Origin of the sequence: Sphingomonas sp. DC5200-1 (assembly GCF_049897245.1) — a bacterium.
In the GTDB taxonomy this organism is placed as follows: domain Bacteria; phylum Pseudomonadota; class Alphaproteobacteria; order Sphingomonadales; family Sphingomonadaceae; genus Sphingomonas; species Sphingomonas aquatilis.
The window spans coordinates 414,256-439,685 of the sequence record NZ_JAFCVW010000002.1 but is presented as its reverse complement, the minus strand read 5'-3'; the positions used below and the strand labels follow the sequence as shown (position 1 = coordinate 439,685).

General features: G+C 67.0%; 17 protein-coding genes and 1 tRNA gene. 11 read left to right on the top strand and 7 right to left on the bottom strand.

The genetic code is table 11. The annotated features are described in order from the left end of the window. Window positions 1-172 precede the first annotated feature (172 nt). On the bottom strand, window positions 173-907 hold the full coding sequence (locus ACP7A3_RS05200; RefSeq protein WP_426255087.1) for an SIMPL domain-containing protein: 735 nt from the start codon (window positions 905-907) through the stop codon (window positions 173-175). 220 nt (window positions 908-1,127) lie between these two features. Here ACP7A3_RS05200 and ACP7A3_RS05195 point away from each other — a divergent pair, with 220 nt between their 5' ends. The 7 genes from ACP7A3_RS05195 to ACP7A3_RS05165 all read left to right on the top strand — a co-directional run bounded on the left by ACP7A3_RS05195 (window position 1,128) and on the right by ACP7A3_RS05165 (window position 10,761). Further along, window positions 1,128-2,303, top strand: a complete 1,176-nt coding sequence (locus tag ACP7A3_RS05195; RefSeq protein WP_063686210.1) for an efflux RND transporter periplasmic adaptor subunit — start codon at window positions 1,128-1,130, stop codon at window positions 2,301-2,303. 1 nt (window position 2,304) lies between these two features. Then, window positions 2,305-5,526 (top strand): efflux RND transporter permease subunit, encoded by a 3,222-nt coding sequence (locus ACP7A3_RS05190; protein ID WP_426255088.1) that lies wholly within the window; start codon window positions 2,305-2,307, stop codon window positions 5,524-5,526. 289 nt (window positions 5,527-5,815) lie between these two features. Then, on the top strand, window positions 5,816-7,081 hold the full coding sequence (locus ACP7A3_RS05185) for a DUF445 domain-containing protein (protein WP_426255089.1): 1,266 nt from the start codon (window positions 5,816-5,818) through the stop codon (window positions 7,079-7,081). 123 nt (window positions 7,082-7,204) lie between these two features. Next, window positions 7,205-8,311 (top strand): ABC transporter permease, encoded by a 1,107-nt coding sequence (locus ACP7A3_RS05180; RefSeq protein WP_017979887.1) that lies wholly within the window; start codon window positions 7,205-7,207, stop codon window positions 8,309-8,311. Further along, window positions 8,311-9,207: an ABC transporter ATP-binding protein gene (locus tag ACP7A3_RS05175; RefSeq protein ID WP_426255090.1), complete on the top strand. Its 897-nt coding sequence runs from the start codon at window positions 8,311-8,313 to the stop codon at window positions 9,205-9,207. Before ACP7A3_RS05180 ends, ACP7A3_RS05175 begins: the two co-directional genes overlap by 1 nt. Beyond that, window positions 9,207-10,169, top strand: a complete 963-nt coding sequence (locus ACP7A3_RS05170) for an MlaD family protein (RefSeq protein ID WP_017979885.1) — start codon at window positions 9,207-9,209, stop codon at window positions 10,167-10,169. Before ACP7A3_RS05175 ends, ACP7A3_RS05170 begins: the two co-directional genes overlap by 1 nt. A 4-nt stretch (window positions 10,170-10,173) precedes the next feature. Continuing rightward, the gene (locus ACP7A3_RS05165; protein ID WP_043061226.1) at window positions 10,174-10,761 is read left to right on the top strand and encodes an ABC-type transport auxiliary lipoprotein family protein; all 588 of its coding nucleotides are present in this window, start codon (window positions 10,174-10,176) and stop codon (window positions 10,759-10,761) included. A gap of 139 nt (window positions 10,762-10,900) precedes the next feature. Here the strand turns inward: ACP7A3_RS05165 and ACP7A3_RS05160 are convergent, their stop codons facing one another. Beyond that, the gene (locus ACP7A3_RS05160) at window positions 10,901-11,755 is read right to left on the bottom strand and encodes a peptidylprolyl isomerase (protein ID WP_426255091.1); all 855 of its coding nucleotides are present in this window, start codon (window positions 11,753-11,755) and stop codon (window positions 10,901-10,903) included. Between the two features lie 86 nt (window positions 11,756-11,841). Here ACP7A3_RS05160 and ACP7A3_RS05155 point away from each other — a divergent pair. Together ACP7A3_RS05155 and ACP7A3_RS05150 are read left to right on the top strand one after the other, a co-directional pair. Next, window positions 11,842-11,932 (top strand) — tRNA-Ser (locus tag ACP7A3_RS05155). A 220-nt stretch (window positions 11,933-12,152) separates the two neighbouring features. Then, complete coding sequence (locus tag ACP7A3_RS05150; protein ID WP_426257131.1) at window positions 12,153-13,193, top strand: AraC family transcriptional regulator; 1,041 nt, start codon at window positions 12,153-12,155, stop codon at window positions 13,191-13,193. Here ACP7A3_RS05150 and ACP7A3_RS05145 read toward each other — a convergent pair. The 5 genes from ACP7A3_RS05145 to pelA all read right to left on the bottom strand — a co-directional run bounded on the left by ACP7A3_RS05145 (window position 13,182) and on the right by pelA (window position 19,604). Beyond that, a complete protein-coding gene (locus tag ACP7A3_RS05145; RefSeq protein WP_426255093.1) occupies window positions 13,182-14,810 on the bottom strand; it encodes a GMC family oxidoreductase in 1,629 nt (542 codons plus the stop codon). The two genes, ACP7A3_RS05150 and ACP7A3_RS05145, sit on opposite strands and share 12 nt — an antisense overlap. Before the next feature lie 60 nt (window positions 14,811-14,870). Next, entirely contained in the window at window positions 14,871-15,638 is a 768-nt protein-coding gene (locus ACP7A3_RS05140; RefSeq protein WP_426255094.1) for an SDR family oxidoreductase, read from the bottom strand. Next, window positions 15,635-16,402 (bottom strand): alpha/beta hydrolase, encoded by a 768-nt coding sequence (locus ACP7A3_RS05135; RefSeq protein ID WP_426255095.1) that lies wholly within the window; start codon window positions 16,400-16,402, stop codon window positions 15,635-15,637. Before ACP7A3_RS05135 ends, ACP7A3_RS05140 begins: the two co-directional genes overlap by 4 nt. Further along, the gene (locus tag ACP7A3_RS05130; protein WP_426255096.1) at window positions 16,399-18,198 is read right to left on the bottom strand and encodes a flavin-containing monooxygenase; all 1,800 of its coding nucleotides are present in this window, start codon (window positions 18,196-18,198) and stop codon (window positions 16,399-16,401) included. The genes ACP7A3_RS05135 and ACP7A3_RS05130 overlap by 4 nt, the downstream gene beginning before the upstream one ends. Before the next feature lie 164 nt (window positions 18,199-18,362). Then, window positions 18,363-19,604 carry a pectate lyase gene (gene pelA, locus ACP7A3_RS05125; protein ID WP_426255097.1) on the bottom strand — a complete coding sequence of 414 codons (1,242 nt, stop codon included), beginning with the start codon at window positions 19,602-19,604 and terminating at the stop codon, window positions 18,363-18,365. 525 nt (window positions 19,605-20,129) lie between these two features. Between pelA and ACP7A3_RS05120 the strand changes: the two genes are divergently transcribed. Next, complete coding sequence (locus ACP7A3_RS05120) at window positions 20,130-23,675, top strand: TonB-dependent receptor domain-containing protein (RefSeq protein WP_426255098.1); 3,546 nt, start codon at window positions 20,130-20,132, stop codon at window positions 23,673-23,675. A gap of 132 nt (window positions 23,676-23,807) precedes the next feature. After that, the gene (locus tag ACP7A3_RS05115; protein ID WP_426255099.1) at window positions 23,808-25,412 is read left to right on the top strand and encodes a family 43 glycosylhydrolase; all 1,605 of its coding nucleotides are present in this window, start codon (window positions 23,808-23,810) and stop codon (window positions 25,410-25,412) included. Window positions 25,413-25,430: the final 18 nt, after the last annotated feature.

Here is a 25,430-nt window from a genome sequence, read left to right as displayed (position 1 = left end):
CTATGTGCCGAATCCACCACTTGATCGTCATCCCGGCGGACGCGGGGAACCATGGAGGCGGTGCCGGGGCGAGGGGCGTGCCTGCCTTCAAGTGCGTCGCAACCATGGATCCCGGCGTGCGCCGGGATGACGAAGGGGCGGGGCGGTTCATCGCCACCGCCCCAGCTTCACCTCACTGCAACAGGTAGCGCACCGACAGCGTGACGGTGACGTCCTTCTCGCCCGGTGCGATCTCAGTGGCGGCATCCGCCTTCATCGCGCGGACCATCACCGGCACGACCGGCGATCCGCCGTCGTTCTGGCCTGCTTCGGCAATCGAGATGACGCGCACCACGCGCATGCCGGCCGCGGATGCGTATAGATCGGCCCGTGCGCGGGCGCGCTTCACCGCATCGGCGCGGGCTTCGTCCAGCGCGGCATCGGGCTTGTCGATCGAGAGATTGGGGCCCTCGATCTGGTTCGCGCCTTCGGCCACCAGCGTATCGAGCACGGTGCCGGCGCGCGCGACGTCGCGGAAGCGGACGCTGACCGTGTTGGTCGCCTGATAGCCGGTGATCGCCGGCGGCTGGCCGTCGGTGTAGCGATATTGCGGATTGAGGCCGACGTTCGACGTCGCGATGTCGCGGGGCGCGATGCCCGCGCGCTTCAGGCCCGCCATCACGCGCGCCATGCGCTGCGCATTGTCGGACAGCGCGGCGGCGGCGGTCGGTGCCTGCGACACGACGCCGGCACGGATCGTCGCAATGTCGGGCACGCGCGTGGTGCGGCCTTCCGCCTGGATGTCGAGGATCGTGCCCTGCGCGGGCACCAGCGGCTCGACCGTGGTCGGCAGGCTCTGCGCGTGCGCGGCGCCCGTCATCGTCACCAATCCGGCGGCGGCTCCGGCCAGCGCGGTCCAATATTTCATCGCAAGACTCCCGTTGTTGCGTGTGGGGCGGTCTTTGCCGCCGATAAGGTCAACCGTTGCTGAACGACGTCGATCCGTTGCGTAGATCAATGGCTTGCGGCATGACGCGGCGACCGTGCCGCCCATCGTCGCGACCAGGGCTTGAGTGCGGTGATATATTCCGATAACACAGTTCGACGAGTACAGGCCGGACGTAAGCCGGGACGGGGATGGGACGGGCATGAACGAATATAACGGGTCGATCGGTCACGAAGAGCGGATGGCGCTGCCGGGCGAACCGGCGCCGTCGGGCCGCGGACGGACGATCGTCATCACCGTGATCGTGATCGCGCTCCTCGGCGTGCTCGCTTATGTAATGTTCGGGCACAAGAAGGCCGATCCCAACGCCGGCAAGAAGACCGAGCAGATGCCCGCCGTCACCTATGTGGTGCCGGGTCGCAAGACGGTGGATCGCACGATCAACGCCACCGGTACGCTGGCCGCGCGTCGCGAGATGCCGGTCGGCGTCGCGGGCGAGGGCGGCATGATCACCCGCGTGCTGGTCGAGCCGGGTCAGTGGGTGAATGCGGGACAGGTGCTCGCCACCGTCGATCGCTCCGTACAGACGCAGACCGCGCAGAGCCTGGCCGCGCAGGTCGCGGTCGCGCGCTCCGACCAGACGATCGCCCAGGCCGAACTCGACCGCGCCCAGCAGCTGGTCGACCGCGGCTTCATTTCCAAGGCCGATCTCCAGCGCAAGGCCGCGACGCGCGACGCCGCCGCGGCGCGCGTGCAGGTCGCCGCTGCCGGCTTGCGTGAGGCCCAGGCGCGCAACGGCCGCCTCGACATCCGCGCGCCCGCCGCGGGCCTCGTTCTGACGCGTCAGGCCGAACCCGGCCAGATCGTCAGCGCCGGTTCGGGTGTGCTGTTCCGTATGGCGCAGGGCGGCCAGATCGAAATGCGCGCGCAGCTCTCCGAAGCCGATCTCGCGACGCTCCACACGGGCGCACGGGCGCAGGTGACGCCGGTCGGCAGCGATCGCAGCTTCGCCGGCGAGGTGTGGCAGGTGTCGCCGGTCATCGACACGCAGACGCGGCAGGGCATCGCCCGCGTCGCGCTGCCGTACGACCCCGCTTTGCGGCCGGGCGGCTTCGCCTCGGCGACGATCGTCGGCGGCGCGGCGGTGGCGCCGCTGCTCCCCGATTCGGCGATCCAGAGCGACGACAAGGGCAGCTTCGTCTATATCGTCGGCAAGGACGACAAGGTCGAACGTCGCAACGTCAAGATCGGCCAGGTGTCGGACGCGGGCGTGACGATCACCTCAGGGCTGGACGGCAGCGAGCGCGTGGTGCGGGCGGCGGGCGGTTTCCTCGTCCCGGGCCAGAAGGTGAAGCCGGTCGTGGGAAAGGCGAGCTGACATGAGCTTTCGCAACATCTCCGCCTGGGCGATCCGGAACCCCGTTCCGCCGATCGTCCTGTTCATCGCGCTGACGCTGGCGGGCATCGTCAGCTTCATGCGGATGGACGTCAACAACGACCCCGACATCGACTTCCCGGTCGTCATCGTCGTCATCAGCCAACCGGGCGCGGCACCGACGGAGCTGGAAAATCAGGTCACCAACCGCGTCGAATCGGCGGTGCGGTCGCTGCAAGGCATCGACGAAATCACCTCTACCGTGACCGAGGGCCAGTCGACCACCGTCGTCCAGCTCGCGATCGGCACGCCGATCGACCGCGCGGTCAACGACACGCGCGACAAGATCGCGCAGATCCGCAGCAATTTGCCCGAAGGTATCCTCGAACCGCAGATCTTTCGCGCGGACACGACGGACAACGACCTCGCCAGCTATTCGGCGATCGCCAGCGACATGACGGTCGAACAGCTCAGCTGGTACATCGACAACACGGTCGCCAAGGAATTGCTGTCTGTGCCCGGCATGGCCGCGGTCAACCGCAACGGCGGCGTCAGCCGCGAAATCCGCGTGATCCTCGATCCGCTGAAGCTGCAGGCGCAGGGCCTCACCGCCGCGCAGGTCAACGCGCAGCTCAGGCAGATCAACCTCAACGCCGCCGGTGGCCGCGCCGAGATCGCCGGCTCCGAACAGTCGGTCCGCGTGCTCGGCAATGCGCGCAACGCCAACGATCTCGCCCAGACGCGGATCAGCGTTGGGGATGGGCGGACGATCCGCCTCGCGGACATCGCGACGGTCCGCGATCTCTACGCCGAACAGCGTAGCCGCGCCGCGGTCGACGGGCGTCAGGCGATCAGCTTCGACTTCCAGCGCGCCAAGGGGGCCTCGGACGTCAGCGTCTTCAACGAGGCGGTGAAGAAGCTGCAAGCGCTCGAAAAGCGCAACCCGAGCGTGCATTTCGTGCTGCGTTCGAACAGCGTCAAATATACCGAGGCGCAGTACAAGTCCGCGATCCATGCGATGATCGAGGGCGCGGTGCTGGCGGTGCTGGTCGTGCTGCTGTTCCTGCGCGACTGGCGCGCGACTTTGATCTCGGCGCTGGCGATCCCGCTGTCGGCGATTCCGACCTTCTGGTTCATGGAGCTGTTGGGCTTCAACCTCAACCAGATGACGCTGCTCGGCCTCAGCCTCGTCGCGGGCGTGCTGGTCGACGACGCGATCGTCGAGATCGAAAATATCGTCCGTCACATGCGCATGGGCAAATCGGCTTATCAGGCGTCGATCGATGCGGCGGACGAGATCGGCCTCGCCGTGCTGGCGACGACGATGTCGATCGTCGCGGTATTCATGCCGGTCAGCCTGATGCCCGGCATTTCCGGCCAGTATTTCCAGAACTTCGGCCTGACCGTCGTCGTGTCTGTGCTGATGAGCCTCGCCGTCGCGCGCCTCATCACGCCGATGATCGCGGCCTATTTCCTCAAGAGCTTCGGCCACGCGAGCCACGGCGAGGGCAGGCTCATGGACGCCTATATGGCGGTCCTGCGCTGGACGCTCGACAGCACGCGGCAAAAGGCGAGCGCAGCGCGGGGCAGCTATCACCGCGTCACCAGCCGCTGGCGCGACCATCGCATGTGGGTGATGGGCCTGGGCGTCGCCGCATTCGTCGCGACGCTGTTCATGTTCACCGTCATCCCGATGCAATTCTCGCCGCCGCAGGACAATGACGATTCGACCGCGACGATCGAGATGGTGCCGGGCTTCACACTCGCGCAGACCGATGCGGTGGTGACGCGTGTCGCCGATCTGCTCCGTCGCCAGCCGGAGGTGCAGTCGGTCTACGCGCGCACCGGATCGAACGGCTCGGTCGCCAATGGCCGCGTGACGGCGACGCTACGCGACGACCGCAAGGTCACCAGCACGGAATTCGAACGCAAGCTCGCGCCCGAGCTCGCCAAGATCCCCGACGCGCGCGTCGGCTTCCGGTCGCAGTTCGGCTGGGGCTCGTCGGGTCGTGACATGACCGTCGTACTCGGCAGCGACGATCCCGAGCTGCTGCAGAAGACCGCGAACACCCTGGTCGACCAGATGGCAAAACTGGGGACGATCACCCAGCCGCGCATCTCGGGCAACCTTCAGCGGCCCGAAATCATCATCAAGCCGCGCTTCGACCTCGCCGCCAATCTGGGCGTGACGACGCAGGCGCTGTCCAGCGCGATCCGCATCGCGACCCTGGGTGACATCGACCAGAATTCGGCGCGCTTCAGCCTGGCCGATCGCCAGGTGCCGATCCGCGTCGCGCTCGACCAGGGTGCGCGGACCGAGCTGTCGACGATCCAGAATCTGCCGGTCGCGACGCAGACGGGCGGATCGGTGCCGCTCAGCCTGATCGCCGATATCAGCCTGGGGTCGGGTCCGACGCAGATCGACCGGGTCAACCAGCAGCGTCGTATCGCGGTGGGCGCAGACCTTGCGCCGGGTATCGTCTCCGGCGTCGCGCAGAAGCAGATCGACAATCTGCCGATCATGAAGAACCTGCCGATCGGCGTGAACAAGCTGACGCTGGGGCAGGCGAAGTGGCAGGCGGAGATGCTGCAGAACTTCGTCGTGGCGGTGATATCGGGGACGTTCCTCGTGTTCGCGGTGCTGGTGCTGCTGTACCGCCGCGCGCTGCCGCCGTTCGTCAACATGGCGTCGCTGCTGCTGGCGCCGCTGGGCGGCCTGATCGCGTTGTGGGCGACGGGTAACCCCTTGTCGCTGCCGGTGTTCATCGGCCTGCTGATGCTGCTCGGCATCGTCGCCAAGAACTCGATCCTGCTGATCGACTTCGCACTCGAGGAGATGAACAAGGGCGTCGACACGCTCACCGCGATCATCGACGCCGGGCACAAGCGCGCGCAGCCGATCGTGATGACGACGGTCGCGATGGTCGCAGGCATGATCCCGACGGCGCTGTCGATCGGCGGCGACGGATCGTGGCGTGCGCCGATGGGTATCGTCGTGATCGGCGGCCTGATCCTGTCGACCATCCTGACGCTGGTGATCGTGCCCGCAGCGTTCAGTCTGGCGGTGGGGGTGGAGCGCTATGTCGGCCCGCGGCTTGGCCGGCGCCTGCTCACCTACCGTCCCGGCGACGACGGCAGCACAGTGGTCGGCATTGCGGGTCCGGACACGCCGACGCTGGGGCCGGTGCCCGGGCGGCTGGGCCATGGGGACCAGCCGGCGGAATAGGGGCGGGACCCGGCGTTTGCTGTGATGACGGAGGGAAGGGTTGCACGGCTTCCCTCCGCGTCATTCCCGCGAAGGCGGGAATCCATAACCGCTAAGGTGGCGACTCTTTCGCAAGGGTAGCGCGTCTGGATTCCCGCCTTCGCGGGAATGACGAAGTAGGGCGTGACGGAAAGGCGGCGCGAAGTAGGGGCAGCGGCAATGACGTCGGCAGCAGACGACGTGATGACCACCGCATGCCTCATCCATCACGCCTCTTGAACTTCCCCGGCTTTCGGGGATTGTTCCGCCGATGACGTCCGTTTCCCGTATCCGCGCCGGCGAGGCGGCCCCGCCAGCCCTCGTCAGGATGCGGCGGATCGCGGGCGGATTGCTGTTGGCGATGGCCGCGATCTTCCTCGTCAGCCGCCATTATGCGCCCCTCTACCCCTGGGCGGGGTTCGTGCAGGCGTTCAGCGAGGCGGCGATGGTTGGCGGCATGGCCGACTGGTTTGCGGTGACCGCGCTGTTCCGCCATCCGCTGGGGCTGCCGATCCCGCACACGGCGATCGTGCCGCGCAACAAGGATCGGATCGGCGACACGCTCGCGACCTTCCTACGCACCAACTTCCTGTTGCCCGCCATTATCGCGCGCCAGATGCGCCGCGTCGATGTCGCGACGGCGATCGCCCGCTGGCTGACCGATCCGCCGGAAGGGGCGGGGGGGCGATTCCGTCAGGGTGCATCGAAGCTGGTGGCGCAGGTGCTCGACGGCCTCGATCCGCAGCGGCTGGGGGGCATGGTGAAGGCGGGGATCGCCGCGCGGCTGCGTGAGACGGAGGTATCGCCGATCCTCGGCCGAATCCTCACCGCTACGGTCGCCGACAATCGCCATGCCCCGCTGCTCGACGGCGCGATCCGCTGGAGCGCCAAGGCGCTGGCCGCCAACGAACATCTGATCCGCCAGATGGTGCACGATCGCGCGGGATCGATCCTGCGCTGGACGGGGCTCGACGAAACCGTCGCGGACAAATTGATCGACGGGCTCGACCGGCTGATCGTCGACATGGCCGAAGACCCGCAGCATCCGCTGCGCCTGAAGGTTGAGGAGGGGCTCGATCGGCTCGCCTGGGACCTGCAATTCGACCCCGACACGCAGGCGAAAGTGGAGGCGATGAAGGTCGAGCTGATCGCCAATCCCGCGATGCAGCGCTGGATGGACGGCCTGTGGGAGTCCGCGCGTGCCGGCCTGTTGCGCATCGCCCGCGACCCCGAAGGCGCGATGCAGGGCCAGATCGGCGACCTGCTACGCCAGCTCGGGCAAACGCTGACCAGCGATCCGCGCCTCGCCCGCACGATCAATCGCTTCGTCCGCCGTGCCGTCGTGGGCATCGCTGCGGATTATGGCGAGGGCATCGTCGCACTCGTGTCGCAAACCGTGCGCGGCTGGGATACCCGCACGATCACCAGCCGCCTGGAAAACGCCGTCGGCCGCGATCTGCAGTATATCCGTATCAACGGGACGCTGGTGGGCGGGCTCGTCGGCCTCGTGATCCATAGCGTCGACGTTCTGCTCTGACTTGGGCAGCCTGTCGCGTGTGTCGTGACCGATCGAACCTGACCTGAACACACCGACCGTCCCGCCGTGGGCCGTCGCACCTTCGAAACGCCTTGCCGTTTAGGGCAACTTGCCGCACAAGCCATGGCGATGAGCGGCTCACCGGACTTCCAGCAGGATAGCGGCGGAACGCTGCGCTTTTCCGGCGATCTGCTGCTGCGTACCATCGGTACGCTGCCCGAACGCCTCGATGGCGTCGCGGGGCCGGTTTCGCGCATTGATCTCAGCGACGTCGGGCGGATTGATACGGTCGGCGCCTGGGTGATCCACCGCTTTGCCGCCCGTCATGACGCCGAAATCGACGGCTTGGACGAGGGCGGGCGTTACCTGCTCGACCATGTCGTCGCCGCCGACCAGCCGGTCGCGCTGCCGCAGCGCCCGTCCAACGCCTTCGTCCGCTTGCTGGGCGAGATGGGCGATGCGGTCGTCATCACCTTCCGCACGCTGTACGGCCTGCTTGGCTTCCTGGGCGCGACGACGATCGCGTTCGTCAACGTCGTGCGCCACCCCAGCCGCTTCCGCTTCAATGCGACGGTTCACCGGTTCGAAGTGGTCGGCGTGCAGGCGCTGGCGATCGTCGGGCTGATGAGTTTCCTGATCGGCATCGTCATCGCGCAACAGGGCGCGGTGCAGCTGCGACAATTCGGCGCGGAGGTATTCACGATCAACCTCGTCGGGCGCCTGACCTTGCGCGAACTCGGCGTGCTGATGACCGCGATCATGGTGGCGGGTCGCTCGGGCTCCGCCTTCGCGGCGCAGCTCGGCACGATGAAGCTGACCGAAGAGATCGACGCGATGCGGACGATCGGCGTCTCGCCGATGGAGGCCCTGGTGCTGCCGCGCACGATCGCGGCGGTGCTACTGATGCCGCTGCTCGGCTTCTATTCGTCGCTGATCGCGATCATCGGCGGCTGCCTGCTGGCCTGGGCGTCGCTCGACATTCCGCCGGTCACGTTCATCCAGCGCATCCGCGAAGTCGTGCCGATCACCGATCTGTATATCGGCCTGATCAAGGCGCCCGTCTTCGGCGCGATCATCGCGATCGCCGGCTGTTTCCAGGGCATGCTGGTCGAATCGGACGCCGAGCAGGTCGGCCTGCGCACCACGTCGGCGGTGGTGCAGGCGATCTTCCTCGTCATCGTGCTCGACGCCTTCTTCGCGGTGTTCTTCACCTGGGTGGGGTGGAACTGATGGCGCAGCGCAACACCGCCCCCGGTGACGACGGCGAGCACGTCATCCAGGTCCGTGGCCTGAAGAATGCCTTCGGCGATTCGGTGATCCACGACGGGCTCGACCTCGACGTGCGGCGCGGCGAGATCCTGGGCGTCGTCGGCGGATCGGGCACCGGCAAGTCGGTGCTGATGCGTTCGATCATCGGGTTGCAGACGCCGGTCGAGGGCGAGATCACCGTCTTCGGCGAACCGACGATCGGCCGCGAGGAAACCGAGGCGACCAATATCCGCAAGCGCTGGGGCGTGCTGTTCCAGGGCGGCGCGCTCTTCTCGACGCTGACGGTCGCCGAGAACGTCCAGGTGCCGCTGCGTGAATTCTATCGCGACCTGAACCCCGCGCTGATGGCGGAAATCGCCGCCTACAAGGTCGTGATGTCCGGCCTGAAGCCCGATGCCGGGCCGAAATATCCGGCCGAACTGTCGGGTGGCATGAAGAAGCGCGCCGGCCTGGCGCGGGCGCTGGCGCTCGATCCCGAACTGCTGTTCCTCGACGAACCGACGGCGGGTCTCGACCCGATCGGCGCCGCGGCGTTCGACGATCTCACCCAATCACTCCAGAAGACGCTGGGGCTGACGGTGTTCCTGATCACCCACGATCTCGATACGCTGTACGCGATCTGCGACCGGGTTGCGGTGCTCGCGGACAAGAAGGTGATCGCGGTCGGCACGATCGACGAGCTGCTCGCGCTCGATCACCCCTGGATCCAGGAATATTTCAAGGGCCCGCGCGGCCGCGCCGCTATCGCCACGCAAGAGGCGAATGCGCGCGATCACCCCACCGACGTGAAGACCAACCAACTCGCGGCAAGTCCCGCCGCAGCGACCGAACCGGCCGAACAGGCGAGAAGCGACTGATGGAAACCCGTTCCAACCATGTGATCGTCGGCGCGGTCGTGCTGATCCTGCTCGCCGTGCTGGCGATCTTCACCGTCTGGATCGCCCGTCTCGGCGGCGCGAAGACGCACGAATACGACATCTTCTTCAAGCAATCCGTCGACGGATTGGCGACGGGATCGACCGTCACCTATTCGGGCGTGCCGACGGGGCAGGTAAAGAAGATCGCGCTGTGGAAGCCCGATCCCCAGTTCGTGCGCGTGCGCGTGTCGCTCAACGAGGACACGCCGATCCTGCAGGGCACGACCGCGACGATCCAGGGCAGCTTCACCGGCACCAGCACCGTCGCGCTGGACGGCGCGCGCAAGGGTGCGCCGCCGATCGTCTGCCCCGAACGGCCCGATCCGACGCAATGCCCCTATGGCGTGCCCGTGATCCCGACCAAGCAGGGCGGCATCGGCGCGATCCTGAACAGTGCGCCGCAGCTGCTCGAGCGCCTGTCGACGCTGACCGAGCGGCTGACCGGCCTGCTCACCGATCGCAATCAGGCGTCGATCGCCGGCATCCTCGACAACACCAACCGCCTGACCGACGCACTTGCCGATCGCGGGCCGGAGATTGCGGCGACGCTGGCGCAGACCCGCATCGCGATCCAGCAGGCGGGCGATGCCGCGCAGTCGATCGGCAAGCTTGCCGACACGACGAACGGCGTGCTGGCGGAGGACGTGAAGCCGACCCTCGCCAACCTCAACCAGACGATCGCGGCGGCCAAGCAGAGCGCGGAAACGCTCAACTCGGCGATCCAGGATGCGCGGCCGGGCCTGCAGACCTTCTCGAAGCAGACGATTCCGGAAGCCAACCGTCTGGTACGCGACCTGCGCGTTACCGCGACCGCGCTGTCCTCGATCGCCGACAAGGTCGATCAGGGTGGGGCAGGATCGCTGATCGGCCAGCAGAAGCTCCCCGATTACAAGGGCAAGTGAGATCATGAAGACCAGACTTCTCCTTCTCGCCGCGGCCCTGCCGCTCGCCGGCTGCATCAGCTTCGGTGCCAAGCCGCCGCCCTCGCTGCTGACGCTGGAGGAGGCGGCGATGCCGGCGGTCGGCAAGGTCGAGAATTCGGCGAACGCCCGTTCGATCGTGATCCAGGTGCCGACGACGCCCGCTGCGATCGCGGTGACGCGCGTGCCGGTCGAAGAAACGCCGACCAGCCTCGCCTATGTCAAGAACGCGCAATGGGCCGAGCCGCCCGCGCGCCTGTTCGCCCGGCTGCTGGCGGACACCGTCACGGCGCGCACTAACATGGTCGTGCTGTCGTCGGTCCAGTCGATCGCCGATCCCTCCGCGACGCTGGCGGGCGAATTGCGCCGCTTCGGCCTCGACGCGACCCGGCGTGAGGCGGTGGTGGTCTATGACGCGGCGCTGACGCCCGCGGGCAAGGACAATGTCGTCAAGCGCCGGTTCGAGGCGCACGTCCCGATCGGCGCGATCGATGCGGCCAATGCCGGGCCCGCACTCAGCAACGCCGCCAATCGGGTCGCTGGTGAGGTCGCGACCTGGGTCGCGGCGAACTGATCCTGGGGGCGGCAATCGCTGCCGACTTGGCGTGACGTGTTAGCATGAGCGGGAGGGCGGTAGGTCGCCCTGCCAGATGACACGAACGTCTAACCCACGACGGCCGGTATCTCACGGTAACGGCCTAACACCCCCAGCCTTAGGGCCGCCGCCGCACCGCCGGCAGGACGTCGCATATCGCTGCCCCGCCCAGGCTGACCATCGGCGCGTCGGGGTTCTCGCGCCGGGCGACCGCTGCGGCGAAGCGCGGATTGTCCGCCGCACGATATTGGAAGTGCGGCCGTTCGGCGGCCGGCGTGTCGCTCGCCAGCCGGACCGACACGATGCCCGTGCGCTCGCCCGGTGTCGCATAGACCCCCATCGGCGCATCGCTGCGCGGCAGGCCGGACAGATAGCCCATCCCCTCAATGATCCGCCCGACGACGGTATAGTTGCGGTCCAGCCGCCGCGCCGACTGGCCGATCGGGGTGAACAGCTCGGCCCCCGACCCGGTGCTGGGCAAGGCGTCGCGTGCGACGCCGACCATGCCATAGCAATGCGTCAGCCACGCCTGCCGCCCGTTGGTCGCGATCGGCCAGCCGTCCGCGGTGATCCCGGAGGCGGTCGAATAGGGATCGGCCCGCGTCATCCGTACCGCGGGGTCGAACGCGGCAATGTCGAACTCTGCCGCCGGCCGATCGGTCACACCGGCGGGCAGCGGCTTCTTCTCGGTCGCATCGCCCCATTGCGCGACCCAATTTTCCTGCACGCGATAGACGCTGGCGTCGTCCCACCAGCGCGCGTGCGCGAGCGTGCGGACATTGCCGACATGCGCGGGAGCGAACCGCGGCGCGAGCCGGATGATGACCTGCTTGCCGCTGGCGAGCGTCATCACCAGCAGCTCGTCGTCGGGGATCGCCCGCCAGTCGGCCTCAATCGGATCGGCGGGCGTTACGGCCGGGGCGGGGGGCGTTGCCTGAAGCGGCGCGGCGGCGAGAAGCAGGCTCAGGATCATGGCGCCAGACTGACGCAACCCACGGCCACGCGCAATCACTTGCAGCGCGCCGACGGACAGGCTAGGCGCCCCCTTCCAGGACATGCGGAGCGGTGGCCGAGTGGTCGAAGGCGCTCGCCTGGAAAGTGAGTATACGCCAAAAGCGTATCGAGGGTTCGAATCCCTCCCGCTCCGCCACATCTCCAAATACATCTTAAGGCTTAATGGGTTCGACCAGGTCGGATGGGCGGCCCAACGTTAGAACCCACATATCATCCTCGGTTTTCGTGAAAGCCTAATGTGGGGTTTTGCGAATCTATCTGTCATCGCCCAGGCTCCCTTTTGCGGCCTGCAGGCCATAGGATGTGTCACTCACCGCGGTGGATTGCGGCGTGCGGGCGGGGTTGCGAGAGATGTGATGCAACATTGGGCATTTTCGCGCGGATTGGGCGGTATCTTGGTGCTGATCGATTTCGCGAGGCGGCATGGCATGTCGCTGAGCGACACGCTGGCGGAGAGCGGGATCACGCAGGCGCAGCTCCGCCAGCCGAATGCGGACGTGGCGGCCATCCAGGAATTGCGCGTCATCGCCAATATCGTCCAGCGCCTCGGCGATCCCGTGCGCCTGGGATTGGACATGGGGCTGAGCTTTCATTTCGCGACCTATGGCATCTGGGGGTTGGCCCTGATCAGCAGCGCGACCGGCCGGGACGCGATGCAATTCGCCTTGCGGTCGCTGCCGCTAACCCACGCCTTTACGACGATCGACTATGAGGAAACCGCGCACCACGCCGCATTGGTCTTCGGCGAGCCGGGCCTGCCGTCCGATCTGGAGGCCTTCCTGATCGCACGGGACATGGCCGCGGCCTCGCTACTGCAGCGTGAGGTCGTGGGGCCGGACTTTGTCCTCAGGCGCTTCACCCTGGCGACGTCGCGATCGTGCGAGGACACGGCAGCGCTGCCCGACATCCTGGGTGCCGAGGTGGAACTGGGCGCGGGGTGCAATCGGATCGTCTTCGACCGTGTGTTTCTGGAACGACCGCTGCCGCAAGCCAATGCCGCGACCGCCGCGATGTGCCAGACGCTGTGTCGGCATCAGCTGGACCGGCAGCCTGCCAGCCCGCCGATCGCCGGATTCGCATCCCACTATCGCAACGCTGCGCCGGCGAGCGCGCCGGTCCGGCTGACGGAACTCGCACGGATGACGAACGTCAGCGAGCGGACGCTCAAGCGCCGGCTGAAGGCGGAGGGCACGTCCTTCCGCGCTTTGTCCGCCGAAAGCCGGCGCGCACGGGCGGAAACCCTGTTGGCGGCCAACCGCCTGTCGATCGGCGACATTGCCGCGGAGCTGGGCTTCAGCGACCTGTCGAGCTTTTCGCAAGCGTTCAAGCGATGGACGGGCGTGGCGCCTAGCGCCTACCGTCGGCAGGCGTTGGGCTCAGAGACCTCAGGCGGCTGACCGATGGTCCGCCGCATAGGCGCACGGTCCGAGGATCAGGTCCGCCGCCTTTTCGCCGATCATCGCGGTCGGCGCCTGCGTATTGCCGCTGACGAGATGGGGCATGATCGAGGCGTCCGCGATGCGCAGCCCGGCGACACCGCGAACGCGCAGCTGCGGATCGACGACGGAGGCGGCATCGCTGCCCATGCGGCACGTACCGACGGGGTGATAGATCGTATCGGCATGGTCGCGAATGAGCTGGCGCAACGTGTCGTCGTCGTCCTGGCCGGTGCCGTAGATCGGGCGCCCCTTCAGCCGGGCTAGCGCGGGGGCCGCGATGATCCTCTGCGAAATGCGCGCGCCCGCCAGCAGCGTATCCATGTCGCGCGGATCGGACAGGAAGCGGGGATCGATGACGGGGGCATCGCGCATGTCGGCGCTGCGCAGCCGTAGCTCGCCGCGGCTGTAGGGGCGTAGCGCGCAGACGTGGAGCGAATAGCCGCGACCGAGATGGACCTTGCGATTGTGGTCGTCGACCACCCCCAGGCAGAAATGAAGCTGAAGGTCGGGGCGGGACAGACCCGGATCGCTTTTCACGAACCCGCCCGCTTCGGCGACATTGGTGGTCAGCATGCCGCGGCCCTTGCGCATCCAGGGATACAGGCCGCGTATACCGCCGATCGCGGTGGCACCGCTGACGCCGAACAGCCCGGATGCGGCCGAGCGCGCGCTGATCGTATAGTCGATATGATCCTGTAGATTCTGGCCGACCCCCATGAGGTCGTGGAGGACGGGAATGCCGTGGCGCGCCAGTTCGCCCGCCGGGCCGACGCCGGACGTCATCAGCAGTTGCGGCGTGCCGAATGCCCCCGCGGCGAGGATGACCTCCTGCCGCGCGGCAAGTCGATGCTCCGCGCCGCCGCGCCGATAGCGGACGCCGGCCGCGCGCAGGCCGTCGAACGTGATGCCGGTGCAGAGTGCATCGGCAATGACGACCAGGTTCTGGTGGCCGGCCACCATACCCAGATAGGCAGCGGCGGCGTTGAACCGGCGTCCGGCCTTCTGGAACACCTGATATGCGCCGATGCCTTCCTGCTCGGGGCCGTTGAAGTCGGCATTATGCGAATAGCCGCATTGGCGCGCGGCTTCGATAAAGGCCGCGGTCGCGGGATTGGGTTCGCGCAGATCCTCGACGCGCAGCGGCCCGCCCGCGCCGTGCAGCGCATCGGCGCCGCGGGCATTGTCTTCGGCGCGCCGAAAATAGGGGAGGACATCATGCCATCCCCATCCCGAACATCCCTCGGCAGCCCAGCCGTCGAAATCCTGCGGCTGTCCCCGGATGTAGATCATCGCATTGATGAGGCTCGATCCCCCAAGGCCGCGCCCGCGGGGCTGATAGCCACGCCGTCCGCCGAGCGCGGGCTGCGGTTCGGTCTGATAGGCGTAATTGTGGCGGCCCCGAAAGGCGACGAGGCCGGCAATGCCGAGCGGGATATCGGAGAGTATGGACGCGCGTGCCGGTCCGGTTTCCAGCAGCGCGACCGTGCGGTCGGGACGGGCGGCGGCAAGGCGCGCGGCGACCGCGCAACCGCCGGGGCCTGCTCCCACCACGATATAGTCTGCCGTCTCGATCATCTTCCTGCTCCTCTCGATGCCCGCTCTTGCGGCGGGGCCGTCCTGTCCTTCGTGGGATCGTTAGCTGGTCTGGCTCATCATCCTGCGGACGAGCCGGTCGGGCGCGAGGTCCACGAGCCGACGCATCAGGCCCGTTATCCTGCCGACAGGCCAATGCACCTTGCCCGGATCGTTCCTAGCCGTGGCCGCCGCATGGACGGTGCGTGCGACGTCGGACGGCGTCAGCCTGGCGCCCATGCGGTCGAAGCTGCGCGCGGTCATCCCCTGAACCATGACGGTGCGGACGAACAACGGCATGACATCGACGACGCGGATACCGTCCGATTGCCATTCGATGTTGAGGGCCTCGGTCAGCCCCCGGATCGCGAACTTGCTGGCCGAATAGGTGGCGAGTTCGGGCTGGCCATAGATCGCCGATGCGGACGACATGTTGACGATGCAGGCGCCGGGCCGGCCTGCCAGATAGGGGCGGGCGCTATGGCACCCCAGGATCGTGCCGATGACGTTGATCCCGATCAGCGACAGGTGACGTTCGACGGGCTGATCCTCGAAGGGGCCCGAGATCAGGATACCGGCATTGTTCACGAGCAGGTCGAGACCGTCGGCATGGGCCACGAATCGACGGAGCGCCGCGATCCAGGCCGTCTGGTCGGCCACATCCAGATGCAGCGGGATCGCCCGCCCGCCGATCGCCGCGGCCACGGCGGCACATTCCGCAGCGTCGATATCGGCAACGCCGACCGTCCAGCCCTGTCCGGCGAACAGCTCTGCGGTCGCGCGGCCGATGCCGCGCGCCGCGCCGGTGATGATGACGCCGCCACGGCTCATGATGCCCGTTCCTCGGCAAGAGCCCGGTGACAGACCGCGGAATCGCCGGCGTCGATGGTGGGCGTGACGCGCGCGCGTGCGAATTCCGCGACGGTGCGCAGCGCCCGGCGGGCGGATTGGAGATATGCCGCCTGAAGGTGGAAGACATGCCACCGCTGCGCATGGATTTCGAGCCGGGTCTCGACCCCGCATAGGCGCGCATGGGCTGCCAGCCGGACGGCATCCGACAGCAGGATTTCCTGATCGCCCGCCTGGATCAGCATGGGGGGAAGACCCGTCAGCGGGGTCCCCAACGGTCGGCCGGTGGCATCGTTGGCGGGCAGCCGATACCAGCCCAGCGCTTGGCGCAGCCATCCGCGCCGGATCATCGGATCGGCGACACCAGAGCCGTTGCCCGGCAAGGATTCCGACAGGCTCGGATCGGTCACCGGCGACAGCAGCGCCAGGCCGGCGGGAAGCTCTTCCCCGTCGTCGCGCAGCGACAGGGTGAGCGCCAGTGCGAGGCCGCCCCCCGCGGAATCGCCGGCAACGACGATCCGTTCGGCCGGATAACCGGCATCCCGCATCGCCCGCCAGCAGGATCGCGCATCCTGCAATCCGGCGGGATGGGGATGTTCCGGTGCAAGCCGATATTCGGGCACCCAGACCGGCAGTCTCGCCGCTGCCGCCAGCCGCGTGGTGACGGAGCGGTGCGAATGCGCATTGCCGAGGCAGAAGGCACCGCCGTGGAGGTACAGGATCGCACCCGTGTGCCGCGCGCTCATTGCATTGCGCTCCGCTCGCGCGGCGCGATCACCTCGATCCGCAAACCGTTCACGTCCGCGCTGCGTCGCGTCACGCCCTTCACCCCCGGCATCAGGCCCGACAGCAGTGCCACGACGCCACGCTGGACCGCGATGGGGAAGGGCGGGCCGATCAGCGGCCGAAACGCAATCCTCAGGAACAGACGGAGCGACTGCGCCGTCGTCCGCTCGACGATCCCTGACGGCGGCAACAGGGTCACCGCGCCCGACCGGGCCGACCGGTTCTGGAACGTATAGGCATCCAGGCTGCGGCGCCGCGTCAACGCGCGATACGACAGGGTAAAGCCCGGCCAGTTGGTCGTGTTGCGCCCGCGCGCGTCGACGTACCAACTCTTGCACCCCGCCCAGACGGTGCGCGCGAGCCGATCCTGCACATGGCTGTCGTGGCGCCGGAATGCATCGTCCTCGACCTCGATCGTTTCGGCGCCGGTGACCCGCATGCGCGTGCGGCACCGCAGGACATGCGCGATCTGCGATTCGATCATGTAGACGATCGAGTTGTGGCCCAGATTGGTGTTGGGGCCATAGAGCATGAAGAAATTGGGGAAGCCGGGCACGGCCATGCCCAAATAGGCGCTGGCGCCGTCGCGCCAGGCATCGTTCAGCGCAATGCCCTGCCGGCCCCGGATCGTCATCGGCGACAGGAATTCGGTCGCGGCGAAGCCGGTGCCGTAGATCAGCACATCGACATCGTGCGATCGTCCATCGACCGTCTCGACGCCGGTCGCGGTCAGGCGAGCGATGCGATCGGTGACCAGATCGACATTGGCTCGCGCCATCGTCGCGAGATAGTCGTCCGAGAGGAGTAGCCGCTTGCATCCCACCGGATAGTCGGGCCTCAGCCTGTCGCGCGTTAGCGGGTCCGCCACCTCCCGTGCGAGCATTCGGCGGAACGGCCGCGCGGCGGCGATCTCCATCAGTCCCTTGAACCGCGTGAACGCCAGCGCGCGCGATTCATAGCGCAGGTAGATGCCCAGCCGGTGCAGCCGCATCACCGACGGAAGGGCGCGAAACCGGCGTTTCTCCCGCTCCGTGTACGGACGATCGGGCTTCGGCATGATGTAGGCGGCGGAGCGCTGGAAGACGCTGACCTTGGCCGCATCGGCGGCGATCTTTGGTACGAACTGGATGGCCGAGGCGCCGGTGCCGATCACTCCGATCCGTTTGCCCGCCAGGGGGATGGTGTGATCCCAATACGCGGAATGGAAGGCGGGGATGCGCAGGGCCTCCTGCCCCTTCAGCGCGGGGATGGCGGGGCGGCTCAATTGCCCGACGGCGCTGATCAGCAGGTCCGCGGTAAGGATGCCGCCATCCGCGGTCCGGACGGTCCAGCACGCCTCGGCCTCATCGAAGTCCGCGCCCAGCACCTCCGTCCCGAACCGGACATGGCGGCGCACGTCCAGATCGTCGGCGCAGCGTTCGAGATAGGCGTGGATCTCGGCCTGGGTGGCAAAGGCCCGCGTCCAGTCGGGATTGGGGGCGAAGGAAAAGGAATAGAGGTGCGACGGGACGTCGCAGGCCGCGCCGGGATAGGTGTTGTCGCGCCAAACCCCGCCCACGGTGTCGGCCTTTTCCAGCACGACGAAGTCCTCAACGCCCTGGCGCTTCAGCCCCGCCGCCATGCCGATGCCGGCAAAGCCCGTGCCGATGATGATGGCGGACCATCGGCGGCCGGCGCCACGCTGTTCCTCGCCTGCTGCCGGGCGCGCCTGTGGCGGTGGCCTGCGCACCATCGTGTCTGCCGTGTCGATCGACATGCACCTCTCCCGTTGCCGATCACGCCGGCCGTGCAGGACAGGGTGGAACCTTGCGCGTCAGCGGGGAAGAGCGGGGCAGGCCATCACTTTATCGAATGGGCCAAACATGGCGTCGCTCGGATGAGGTCGCCTGTTCCGGCAAGCGCCCCAACCAGCGCTCGCGCTCAGCCGCCATAGCGGCGACGCCATTTCGCATAGGCGGCGGCGACGTTCGCGCCGGTGGTGTTGAACCACGCATAGCCGTTGCGGCGTTCCAGGCTGATGGCGTTGACGTCGTCGTGGATCGACCGGTCGCGGTCGCCGAAGACTGGGCGTTCGGTGGCCGGGACATAGAAGCGCGCCCATAAGGTCTTCGCGCCGGGCTGGTCGATCAGCCGCCTGCCACCCGGCGCGCTGGCATCCGTCCATGCATGGTTTTCGATGCCATGGGCGGCGAACCAGGCGGCGCCGGCGGTGATCGCCGCGCGCAGTGCCGGCGATGGGTCGGGTTCCGCCATCAGAAAGCGCAGGACCGCGGCGCTTTCGGCAGTGGCGAGCGCGATCGGTTCGAAATTGCGGGCGCCGACCGGGCGGAGCGTGAGCGGGTCGTATTGCTGCGCCCAGATCGTGCGCCGGCCGTCCACGACCACCTGCGTCGCGAGCAGTGTCGCCATCGCGCGCGCCGCAGCCTCTCGCGCGGCGGTGCGTAGCGCGGGGGGCACGAAGCCATAGTCGCCGGTCCCGGCGGCGACACGCTGCAGCAGCGCGGTCGCCCGCAGCATCGCATCGTCGTTCAGCGTCAGCGCGTCGTGATAGCCGCCCTGCAACGGATAGACCTGCGGCCAGCCGCCCGACGGCTGCTGCGCTTGCAACAGATAGCGGATGCCCTGGACGAAAGCGGTGCGATAGCGCGCGCCGTCGGCGCCCGGCCGCCCCGCCTGCGCGCGCGCCAGAAAGGCGAGTTCGGTCGTCGTCGCATCGTTGTCGATCGTACCCACGAAGCCCCAGCCGCCCGCGAGATCGGCGGCCGCATGCGCGCCGGCCTTGCTGTCGAAGGGGATGTACATCTGGCCACGGACGCGGGCCGGCGTGCTGCGATCCTGGTTCTTGCCCCAGCCGCCGGTGGGCGTCTGGAAGCTGACGATATTGTCCGCGATCGCGCGCGCGGCGTCGCCGGCATACCAGGCGGGGTCGCGATCGAGCGGCATCGTCTTGATCTTGCCTTCGGGCGGCGGCGCCGGAATCGTGGCGAGGCCCTGCCGTTCGGCGGCCAGCGCCGCCTTGTCGCGCGCCATCGCGGCGGTCGAGCGTGCGATATAGTCTGCCCACGCGTTCCGCTGCGCCGGCGGTAAGCCAGCCAGTCGATCGACGGTCAGCGACGGGGGCGGCGCCATATGCCCGATCACCGTGGCGGCTGCCGGGGCCATGGATGTGGCCAATATACACGCCAGAACAAAGCGTTTCATCGCGTGATCCTCTCCACCGTTCGTGTCTGTGAAGACCATCGTGCCAGCCAATGACACCGGTGACAATAAACGCTTGCGACTTTCTTCGAATCGAATAGCTTTAAGGCTGCCACCAGAGTTCAACGGGACCGCTGGCAAGGAGGGGGCAATGACAGATAGTATGACGCATTTACAGCGGTTTGAGTTGTCGCGCCCTCTCTGGCGCAGTCCGATAGTTGCCGCGGCGGGGGCACCGGTTTCTAGACTGTCGATAGCCTCCTTTAGCGCCCGAACAACTTGCTATGACACCGGTAACAAAGGGTTTTTTGCTGCGGTGGCCCGGTCTGCCGCCTGCATCGGGCGGGTGCGAATCGCCATCGCGTCGCTGCTCGCACGGCGAGCCCCTCACGCAACGATCTGACCGGCGACGGGGCATAGACCCGCGCGGCACACACGTCGACAAGGCCGGGTCCCATGAGGTCACCGGCCATATCCTGGGAGAAGATGATGACCTGTCCGACCATGCCCTTCCTCAAGCTCGGGGCGTCGCTCGGCGCGCTGTCGCTCGCCAGCCTGTTCGCCGGATCGGCACAGGGACAGGCCACCCCGATCGCCCCGGCGCAACAGGCGGGTCCGGTCGCGACCAGCGGCACCCCCGCGCCGACCCACGCCGACGGCAAGGCCTCAAGCGCTCACGACACCGCGGCGAAGGCCACGCACACGGCATCGATCGTCGATGGCCAGAAGGGCGCGCACGCCGACAATTTCGATCCGACCCAGGATATCGTCGTCACCGGCTTTCGCGGGTCGATCCAGAATTCGCTCAACCAGAAGCGCTATTCGGACGTGCAGATCGATGCGATCAATGCGCAGGACATCGCCGATTTTCCGGACGCCAATCTGGCGGAATCGCTCCAGCGCCTGCCCGGCGTGTCGATCGATCGCGACAATGGCGAAGGGCGCGGCATCACCGTTCGCGGCCTGGGCGGCGATTTCAACCGCACGCGCCTCAACGGGATCGAGGCGCTGTCCACCGCGGGATCGAACGATTCGGGCACCAGCCCCAATCGCAGCCGCAGTTTCGATTATTCGACCTTCGCCTCCGAATTGTTCAGCGCGCTGAAGGTGCAGAAGACCGCATCGGCGGAAACCGACGAAGGCTCGCTCGGCGCGACGATCGATCTGGAGACGGGCAAGCCCTTCGATTTCAAGGGAACGCGCATCGGCGGGTCGGCGACCGCCAGCTATAACGAGAACAGCAAGAAGGCCAATCCGCGCCTTGCCGGGCTCGCCTCCTTCCGCTTCGGCGCGGACAAGAGGATGGGGCTGCTCGTGTCGGGCGCGTACAACCGAACCGACAATATCATCGACCAGTATAACCGCGGCGTCGGCGCGTCGGACTATCTGTACCGCAGCAGCCAGTTCGTCGGCGAAGGCACGCCGCAGCGCGCCGGCTTTTCGGCGCCGGTCGGCGCGATCAATTATGCCAATCCCGACGCGACGGCCTTCCAGACGGGATCGGACCCGACGGCCTATGCCAAGCTCTACCCGGGCGCGCCGTACAATACGCCGGGCCGGTTCGACGATTCGACGGTGCGGATTCCCGCTCTGCCGTCGCTGACGCATCAGGTCGTGCGCAACCAGCGCCTGGGCCTGACCGCCGCCTATCAATGGGACGTGACCGACAAGACGCGCATCTCGATCGACGGCCTCTATTCGCGATTCCACAACAGCAGCGAAAACGACCAGCTCTCGCCGGTCGGGCTCAATCGCAACAACACCAGCGCCGCCTACAATACGGCGGCGGGGCGGCTGACGCCGGCGGCGGCACGCGCGGCCTATCCGGGGCTTTGCACGCCGGCGGCAGGCAGCGACATCGCCGTGTCACAGGATTGCGGCCAGTCACTGTACGGGACGAAGCCGGCGTTCGCCACGGCGCTCAACGCGCAAGGGCAATTGGTATCCTCGGTCCTCGGCACTGCGGCGGTGGTGCCGGGTGCGACCAACCCGAGCAACGCCAATATCTTCTCGACCAATCCCTATAATCTCGACCCGTACGACTATTACAACAACCCCAATTCGGTCGGGTATATTCCGTCGAGCAACGGCCTGGCCTATCGCGGCCAGCTGATCGGGCGGCCGAGCGTCGACGTCCTCGATGCGAACGTGACGAACGGGCTGGCCGATTATCTGGTGCTGCGGAACGTCGACATGCGATCGGCGGTCGATTATTCGGAATATACGACCAAGTTCTGGCAGGGCACGTTCCGCCTGGATCAGGAATTCACCGACAATTTCAAGATGACCGCCATCTATGGCCGATCGAAGTCGGTAAACTACAGCACTGGGTTGCTCGTCGAATTCAACCGCATGGATTCACCCCAGAATTTCGTCTACGACGATCGGGCCCACGGCGACATGCCGTTTCTCGACTTCGGCTTCGACGTCGCCAATCCGGCGAACTGGACGACGGTGAAGGGCTTTTCGGCGATCCGTCACTACGAACGCTACGTCAGCAACACCTATCAGGCGATGCGCGCCGATTTCGACTGGCGGGTCAACGACCAGTTCAACATCGGCTTCGGCGGTACGCTGCGCCGCTTCGGCTTCGAGACGTCGCAGGGCGAGCGCAACCTGGATACGCTCAACCCGACGCTGCTGGAGGCGGGGTCGACCACCGCGGCGAACAGCAAGATCGTGTCGTTCGGCCAGGGGCTGCAGACGCCGGCCGGCACCGTGTCGCGCTTCCTCGTGCCAGACCTTGCGAAGTTCAACGACCTGCTCGGCTTCCAGTGCGACTGTATCAACAAATATGGCGACTGGCGTCTGACCACCAAGCGCAACGGCGGGTCGGCGAGCTATGGCGTCGACGAATATGACAAGGGGCTCTACCTCCAGTTCGACTTCAACACGGAGATTTTCGGCCGATCGCTGCGCGGCAATGCGGGCACGCGCGTCGCCTTCACCGACGTGACGTCGACCGGGACCTCGCAGGCCGGGCGTCCGATCATCGGGCGGAACAGCTATACCGACTGGCTGCCGTCGATGAACCTCAATTACGAGATCGTCCACAACCTCATCCTGCGGATCGGCGCGTCGAAGGTGATGGCGCGCCCGTTGCTGGGCAATCTGTCCCCCACGATCACCTCGATCTCGATCCCGAGCAACGGCGATAATCAGGGTGCGTCGTTCACCATCGGCAATCCCAAGCTCGCGCCGTTCCGTTCGACCAACATCGACCTCAGCGCCGAATGGTATTTCACGCGCAGCAGCCTGTTCTCGGTCGCGGTGTTCAAGAAGGACGTCGAGAACTTCCCGCAGACGGTGCTGTTCGCCGCGCCGCTGTCGCAATTCGTCGACGATGCGACGCGCGCCGCGATCCGCGCGCAATATACCAATGTCAATCAGCTCGCCTATCTCGACAACAACAATCCCTTCATCGCCCGCCAGTATCGCGATGCGCCGGGCGGGTATATCAAGGGGATCGAGATCAACTTTCAGCAGAACCTCACGTTCCTGCCGTGGGTGTTCCGCAACTTCGGCGTGCTGTTCAACTACACGCATATCAAATCGGAGCTGAACTATATCCTCGATCCGGGCGCGGTGTCCGGGACCGGCGTGACCATCCGGCCGCAACTGCTGGGGAAGGGGCCGTTCCTGGGTGTGTCGCCGGACGCGGTCAACGCCACCCTGTTCTACGAAACCAAGGGGTTCCGCGCCCGCGTGTCGCTGGCGCAGCGGGCGGGCTACAGCACGACCTATCCGTTGGCGGCGGGATCGTGCAGCCCGGGCCTGATCACCGTCGGCGGTGGCAGCGTTGAAAGCGTCGGCTGCGACAGCCCGTTGATCAACGACTTCGCCTACAGCCGGGCGACGACCAACGTCGACGCTTCGCTCAACATCAACCTGATGAAGGGGCTGTCGATTTCGGCCGAGGGGCTGAACCTGACCAACCAGACCAGCAATCGCTACGCCTATTCCGGGCAGGAGGCGGTGTCGCAATATGGCAGCTCGGGTCGCGTCTATCGCCTGGGCGCGCGCTTCAGCTTCTGACATTCCCCATCTCCCCGGGGGCGACTTCGGCTCCGTGTACCGGTAACGGTATGCGGAGTCGCTTTATTCGGAAAAAGGCGTGCCCATGCAACGGTATGACGTGTCGCTCCGCCGCCTGATCCGGGATGCGGCATGACCGAATATAGTCGGCGCGATGCCTTCGGCCTTGCCGCGCTGGCGAGTGGCGGTGCGCTGATCCCCGCCACTCCGACCGCCGCAGCCGGTGCGGCCGCCAGGCCCTCGCCGTGGCGCCGCGGGTACGAAGGGCAGCGGATCGCCGACCTTGGCGATGGGCGCTTCCTCAATCCGCTGATCGGCGGCGACCGGCCCGATCCCGCGATCCTGAAGGATGGCGCGGAGTATTACATGACCTTTTCCAGCTTCGACAGCTATCCGGGGCTGACGATCTGGCACAGCCGCGACCTGGTCAACTGGCGTCCGCGGACGGCGGCGCTGACCCGGAACATCGGGTCGGTCTGGGCGGTCAGCCTCGACAAGCATGACGGCCGCTATGTCCTGTATATCCCGGTCAAGGCGAGCCCCCGGAACGACATCTACGTCATCCATGCCGATCATATCGATGGCCCCTGGTCCGACCCGATCAGCCTCGGCATCCACGACCATATCGATCCCTGCCACGCCGTGGGCGAGGACGGTTCGCGCTGGCTGTTCCTGTCCGGCGGCGACCGCATCCGCCTGGCCGACGATGGCCTGTCGACGGTCGGACCGGTCGAGCATGTCTACGATCCCTGGCGTTATCCCGACGATTGGGACGTCGAGGGCTTCAGCCCCGAAGGGCCCAAGATCCATCGCCATGGCGGCTGGTTCTACATGATCACCGCGGTGGGCGGCACCGCCGGGCCGCCGACGGGGCATATGGTGATCGTCGCGCGATCGCGGTCGATCCACGGCCCCTGGGTCAACGATCCGGGCAATCCCGTCGTCCGCACCGTCTCCAACGACGAGACATGGTGGTCCCGCGGCCATGCCAGCCTCGTCGAGGGGCCGGAAGGCAGCTGGTGGTCGGTGTATCACGGCTATGAGAACGGGTTCTGGACGCTGGGGCGGCAGGTGCTGCTCGATCCCGTCCGCTGGACCGCTGACGGTTGGTTCCGCATGACGGGCGGCGACCTGTCGACGCCGCTGCCCAAACCGAAAGGCGGCGAGGGCGGTCCGCACGGGCAGCCGCTGTCGGACGATTTCACCCGGCCGCTGGCGCTCGGCGCGCATTGGAATTTCTTCCGTCCCGGCCCTGCCGAACACGCGCGAGTGCGCGTCGAGGCAGGTACGCTGCATCTGACGGCACGCGGCACGGCGCCTGTGGATTCCGCGCCGTTGCTGTTGATCGCCGGCGATCAGGCCTACGAATTCCAGTGCGATGTGGAGATTGCGCCGGGTGGTACGGCGGGTCTGATCCTGTTCTACGACGACAAGCTCTATTGCGGGCTCGGCTTCGACGAAAAGCGCTTCGTCACCCATCAATATGGCAACGAACGCGGGCGCCCCGCCAATCCGCACGGACGCCGCATGCTGATCCGCATCGCCAACACACGGCACATCGTGGCGATCCACACCTCGGGAGACGGCGGCGCGACCTGGCAGCGGTTCGATCGGGGGATGGAGGTGTCGGGCTACCACCACAATGTCCGCGGCGGTTTCCTGATGCTGCGGCCGGGGCTGTATGCCGCCGGCGCGGGCGAGGCGCGCTTCCGCGATTTCCGGTTCCGCGCGCTGTAACGCGCGCGCGCCGCGGCG